Origin of the sequence: uncultured Amaricoccus sp., from assembly GCF_937891315.1 — a bacterium.
Taxonomy (GTDB): Bacteria; Pseudomonadota; Alphaproteobacteria; order Rhodobacterales; family Rhodobacteraceae; genus Amaricoccus.
This window is the reverse complement of sequence record NZ_CALAGI010000167.1, coordinates 1-5729: the sequence shown is the minus strand read 5'-3', so window position 1 is coordinate 5729 and position 5729 is coordinate 1. Positions and strand designations below refer to the sequence as shown.

General features: G+C 69.4%; 5 protein-coding genes. 1 reads left to right on the top strand and 4 read right to left on the bottom strand.

From position 1 onward, the window contains the following. From Q0480_RS16660 to Q0480_RS16650, 3 genes are all read right to left on the bottom strand, one after another. On the bottom strand, window positions 1-805 hold an 805-nt coding region (locus tag Q0480_RS16660), incomplete at its 3' end, for an alkaline phosphatase family protein (RefSeq protein WP_299134635.1). 65 nt (window positions 806-870) lie between these two features. Next, entirely contained in the window at window positions 871-2502 is a 1632-nt protein-coding gene (locus Q0480_RS16655; RefSeq protein ID WP_299134633.1) for an arylsulfatase, read from the bottom strand. Window positions 2503-2644: 142 nt separating this feature from the next. Next, a complete protein-coding gene (locus tag Q0480_RS16650; RefSeq protein ID WP_299134631.1) occupies window positions 2645-2887 on the bottom strand; it encodes a hypothetical protein in 243 nt (80 codons plus the stop codon). Window positions 2888-3069: 182 nt separating this feature from the next. Between Q0480_RS16650 and Q0480_RS16645 the strand changes: the two genes are divergently transcribed. Then, on the top strand, window positions 3070-4887 hold the full coding sequence (locus Q0480_RS16645; protein ID WP_299134629.1) for a FlgO family outer membrane protein: 1818 nt from the start codon (window positions 3070-3072) through the stop codon (window positions 4885-4887). 523 nt (window positions 4888-5410) lie between these two features. Here Q0480_RS16645 and Q0480_RS16640 read toward each other — a convergent pair. Then, window positions 5411-5729 (bottom strand): hypothetical protein (locus tag Q0480_RS16640; protein ID WP_299134627.1); only part of this gene is annotated, 319 nt, incomplete at its 5' end.

Here is a 5729-nt window from a genome sequence, read left to right as displayed (position 1 = left end):
ATCTGACCGCCCAGGAGAGGCCGGCCTCCTCCAGCCGGTTGAATATCGTCGGCCCCTCGTTCTTCTCCCACTTCCTGTAGCCGTCGGGGCCGCCGCCGTTGGTGACGTTGCCTGACGACTGGGACGAGGCGAAGAACGAGCGGTTGCAGAAGGTCTGCGACGGCACCCCGCAGAACCAGGCGTCGTAGACCGCGAAGCCGCGGGCGAGCGCGCTGGTGACGGGCAGCATCTCGGGGCTGAACCCGCCCATGACCACGGCGTATTCCTCGGAGCGCGGCTCGCGGCCCTGGGTGGCGCCGAAGTTGTTGATGTAGTCGGCGACGAACCCGTCCATGGTCGCCCGCGTCCTGCCCGGCGGTGCGTTGAAGGGCGCGTGCATCTTCTTGAACTCGACGCGGGCGTTGCCGGGCGGGTCGACGGTGCCGAAAATCTGGGTGTTGACGTGCGGGAACTCCTCGCCGGGGTCCGGCGTCGGGCTTCGCATGATCCAGTCGGTCGCCCCGTCGTAGACATGCGCCGCCACCGGCCCGCCCGGCGACGGGTTGGCGAAGGCGCCGCCGGCGAGCCCGTTGAAGCTCTGCCCGTCCGGCACGGTCCCGGGCTCGTAGAGATGGCCGAGCAGGTTGTCGAACGAGCGGTTCTCGAACATCAGCACGACGAGGTGGTCGAACCCCGGCGCGGCCGGGGTCGGGAGCGTCGGCGGCGTCTCGGCCGCCGCGACGGGCGTCGCGGCGCCGGCGGCGGCGATCGCGGAAAGCTTGAGGAAGTTGCGGCGCGACGGGGCGGCGGACGGCTTGTCGGACACGGGTTCTCTCCCACTGGAGGCCAGGCGTGAAACGGGCGGCCCGGCGAGGGCCGCCCGCGAGGCGCTCAGTCGGCGCCGGTCTTCATCGCCTTCACTTGCGCCACGACCTGCTCGAGGTTGTAGCTCGCCGGCATCTGCAGCGGCGGGAACTTGACGTAGGTCTCGAGTTCCTTCAGCCACAGCGCCTGTCCGATCGGCAGCAGGTTCCAGTCGTAGACATAGGCCGTCATCGGCGCGGCCAGCGCGCCGCCCATGCCGAAGAGCGTCTTCTGCTGTTCGCCGACCGAAGTCTCGAACGGGTCGCGCTTGATGTTCACGACCTGCGTCCAGCTGTAGGGCTGCACGCCATGGACGAAACCCGACGGGTCATCGGAGACCATCGCGAAATACATCTTCCAGTTCTTGTAGCGCACCGCCGACGGATCTTTTCCCGAGTAGTAGAAGAAGTGGTCGCGCGGCGATTTCGCATCCGTGCCTTCGAGGTAGCCGCGCACGTTCATCCCGTCGAGCGTGGTCTTGACCAGACCGGGATAACCCTTCTCGACCTCGGCCTTCAGGCTGTCGCCCTTCGGCCCGCCGGCGATCTCGACGAGCGTCGGCAGCCAGTCGAGGGAGGACATCATCTCGGTCCTGACCGAGCCGGGCTCGATATGGCCGGGCCAGCGCACGACCATCGGCGCGCGCATCCCGCCTTCCCAGGTCGAGAGCTTGCCGCCCTTGAACGGCGTGGTGCCGCCGTCGGGGAAGGTGATCGTCTCGGCGCCGTTGTCGGTGGTGAAGACGACGATGGTGTTGTCGAGCGCGCCCATGGCACTCAGCTTGTCGAGGACGACGCCGATGTTGTCGTCCATCTGCTTCATGCCGGCTTCGTTGACGCCCCAGTCCTTGCCACCCTGCTGGCCGACCATCGCCATGTATTTCGGCGACAGCATCGTGGTGACGTGCATCCGGGCGGGGTTGTACCAGACGAAGAACGGCTTGTCGGTCTTCTTCGGGTCGTTGCGGTCGAGGAAGTCGATGACCTTGGCCGAGATCTCCTCGTCCACGGTCTCCGACCGCTCGAGCGTCAGCGGCCCCTCGTCGGCGCAGCTCTGGTTCTCCGGGCTTCCGTCCGAGGACTTGCAGGCGAGCACCGGACGCGGCGGCGTCAGGCAGACCGCCGTCGCCGGATCGACCGCGCCGGGAACCGCGGCGAGGCCGGGGATTGGCGTGTTGGCGCAGGGCGGCGCGATCGTCTGGTCCGTCGGCGTCGCGTTGATGTCGGGGAAACTCACCCCCTGCATGGCGTCGAGATGGTAGAGATAGCCCCAGAACTCCTGGAACCCGTGGGCGGTCGGCAGCGACTCGGCGGTATCGCCGAGGTGGTTCTTGCCGAACTCGCCCGTCGAGTAGCCAAGGTCGTAGAGGAACTTCGCCAGCGTCGGCGTGCCCTTGCGCAGGAACGACGGACTGCCCGGGATCTCGGGCAGCAGCATCCCGACACGCAGCGGGTTCATGCCGGTGATGAAGGCGGTGCGCCCGGCCGTGCAGCTCTGCTCCGCGTAATAGTCGGTGAACAGCGCGCCCTCGCGGCCGATCCGGTCGATGTTCGGCGTCTCGCCGACCATCAGCCCGCGGTGATAGATCGACGGCTGCATGTAGCCGATGTCGTCGCCCATGATGAAGAGGATGTTCGGCCGTCCGGCCTCCTGGGCCACCGTCGGCGTCGCCCCTCCCCACGCGCCGATCGCGAGGGCGAGGGCCGACGCGCGGAGCGCGCATCCCGCCGTCCCTCCTTGCCGCTGTCGTCTCATGGTGACCTCTCCTGTTTGGGCGCGCGGCATGCCGTGGCCGTTGGTGTCAGCCGATCGGGCGGCGTGCCGCCCCGTGTTCATCGAGGAAGGCGGCGATCTCGCTTTCGAGCTCGGTTGCCAGCCGCTGGAAGTCGGTGGCGCGCGCGGCGTCGCCCTGCCAGTGGCGGAGCGCCGCCAGCGCTTCCTCGTAGTCGTCGCAGATGCTTCGGAAGTCGGCGTCGCGGGCATAGAACCGGTGGATCGCGAGCTCGGCGCTCGGGAACTGCGACAGCACATGGACGATCCGCATCCCCTGACCCTCCCCAGCGTGGCGCCGCGGCCATCGTCCCGCCGGTTCACCGTCCCGCCGATTCACCCCGGTGCGAAGTGACGAACATGTTCGAACATGTTCCGCGCACGATCCGGCTGTCTCGGCGCGGACCGATCGGCTATTCTGCCGCCGACGTCGGCGGCGGCTCGCAGGGGGTGCGAATGCCTGAGATCGGAGAAGCCGACCACGCACCGCGACCTGAGCGGCCCCGACCCCTCCCGTCCGACACCGAGGCCGGACTCGCGCGCATCCTCGCGACGCCCCCCTTTCGGTCGAACCGTCGCCGGATCCTCCTCAGCTACCTCGTCGAGGAGACGCTGGCCGGTCGCGGCGACCGGCTGAAGGGCTACACCATCGCCACCGCGGTATTCGGCCGCGGCGAGGATTTCGACTCCCAGTCCGACCCGGTGGTGCGCCTCGAGGCCCGCCGCCTGCGCCGCGACCTCGACAGCTACTACGCGGGCGGCGGGCAGGCCGACCCCGTCCGCCTGTCGATTCCGAAGGGCGGCTATGCCGTCGAGGTCGATTGGCATGGCCCGGCGCCCGCGCCGCTCCCCGACCGACCGGAAGCCTCGGAGCCCGACGCGGGGGCCGAAGCGGGCAGCGCCGGGCCCGAGCCCGCCGCCATGCCTCTGCCACCCCGGCCGCGCCCGAAGTACCTGGCGGCGGCGGCCGCGCTCGCCGCCGGCCTGCTCGCTCTGGTCGCCTGGCTCGTCGTCGCGCAGCTGCGCGTTCCGCCGATCGACGCCAGCGGTCCGGCCGTCATCGTGCTTCCCTTCGAGCCGCTCGGCGACCACCCGAACGCCGAAGTCCTCGCCGACGGCGTCAGCCAGCAGCTGATCTCCGAGCTCATGCACTTCTCCTCGATCCGCGTTTTCTCGCCACGGGCGAGTTTCGGCGAGAGCGCCGACGCCGATGCGATCGAACTCGGCCAGCGGCTCGGCGTCTCCTATGTGGTGAGCGGCAATGTGACGGTGGCGGAGGATCAGGTCCGCGTCAGCGCCAGGGTGGTCGATGCCACCACCGGCGAGGTGCGCTGGAGCGCCTCGATCGACCGCGGCCTCGACGCCGGCTCGCTGCTCCAGGTGCAGACCGAAATCGCGGCCGGCATCGCCTCGGACCTCGGCCAGCCCTACGGCGTCGTGAAGAGCGACATCACCCGCCGCGTGCTCAGCCACGCGATCCCGAGCATGGCGAGCTACGCCTGCGTGCTTCAGGCCTATATCTACCGCCGCTCGTTCCCCGACGACCTCTATGCCCCGACCCGCCGTTGCCTCGAGGAGGCCGTGAAGCGCGACCCTTCCTACGCGGACGGCTGGGCAATGCTCGGCTGGCTCGAGATGGACGGCGTCCGCTTCGAGTTCACCCCCGGCGTCGACCGCGACGCCGCGCTCGGCCACGCGCTGGAAACCGCCCGCCGCGGTACCGAGCTCGACCCGAAGAACGTCACCGCCCTCCAGGCCCTCGCCTCGATCGAGTATTACGCGGGCTATTGGGACGAATCGGAGAAGACCCAGCGCGCGGCGCTGGCGCTGAACCCGAACGATCCCGACACCCTGGCGCAGTTCGGCTGGCGGCTGGCCGCGCGCGGCAAATGGGATCAGGGAATTCCGCTGCTTGAGCGCGCGATCGCCCGCTCGCTGAAGCCGCCGGCCTGGTACTTCCACCTGATCGCCATCCACCAGTACTTCGAGGGCGACTATTCCGCGATGCTCGACAGCGCCGAGAGAAGCGCCGCCGAGGGCTCCGGCATCGGCCAGGCGCTCATCGCCATCGCCGAGGGCGAACTCGGCGACAGCGCCGCCGCCGCCAAGGCCCTGAAGCGGATGGCCGAGCTCGACCCCGCCCTTGCCAGCGACCCCGCGGCCTATTTCCGCGGCCACCAGGGGATCGAGTCGACGATAGACCGACTGGTCGCCGGCATGCGCAAGGCCGGCTGGACGCCCCCCGCCCCCGAGCTGGAGACGGCGCGACCGTAAGCCGAAGCGCTCGCCGACGAAGCCCCTGGTCTCGGCGGGGATGGTGCCGGCGACGACGGCGCGCGCCTCGCCGAAGGGCTGGTAGGTCGCGTGCTCGCCGTCGGCGCCGGCGGCGTCGGTGACGAGCTGGATCGAGCCGACCTGGTCGCGCCGCGGATAGGCCGCCTGACCGCCGCTGAGCCGGACCTCGGGCTGGGGAGTGGTGAGCAGCGTTTCGCTCCCCCGCCCACCGTCAGCGGCGCGCGCGGCCGAGGATCGGACGACCTCCGTCTGAACAGCTCCGCCCGTGAATGAAGTCCGGCAAAGCCAAAGGTTTACGGAGAATCGCCTGATGCACGGCACATGCACGAGGCATGCACAAAACATATGATAAGCAAAAGAGTCGGGTTTTGGCGTTAACGCGGGGGACCGGGCCGGTCAGGCTATCAGGAGGAGCGGCGGTTGAGACATCGCGGCGACGGGCAGGTGGTGGGCGGATCGCCCACCCTACTTGCTCAAATCGAGGGATCAGGAAGGGGGCAGGTCAGATGACTTCACCCGTGAAGCGCTGGCCCTGGTGGTCGACGACCGAGCGGAGCGTGAGCAAGAAGGCGCGACGCGTGTCCGGATCGGTGAGCGCCGCATAGGCGCGCCCGATCTCAGCTGCCGCCCGGTGCGGGGGCTTGCCCAGACGCTCGCTCCACGCCGCTGCCTTCCTTCCCAGGCGGCAGACGACCGGCCGACACCCGAGCGGCAGGACAAAGGCAGCACCCGGAATGCTCAGCGCGCGCAGGATGGCGTTCACTTCGGTGCCGAGTCCACCGCTGCCGACGAGTACGAGCCGCTCGCAGCGCTCTGGAAAC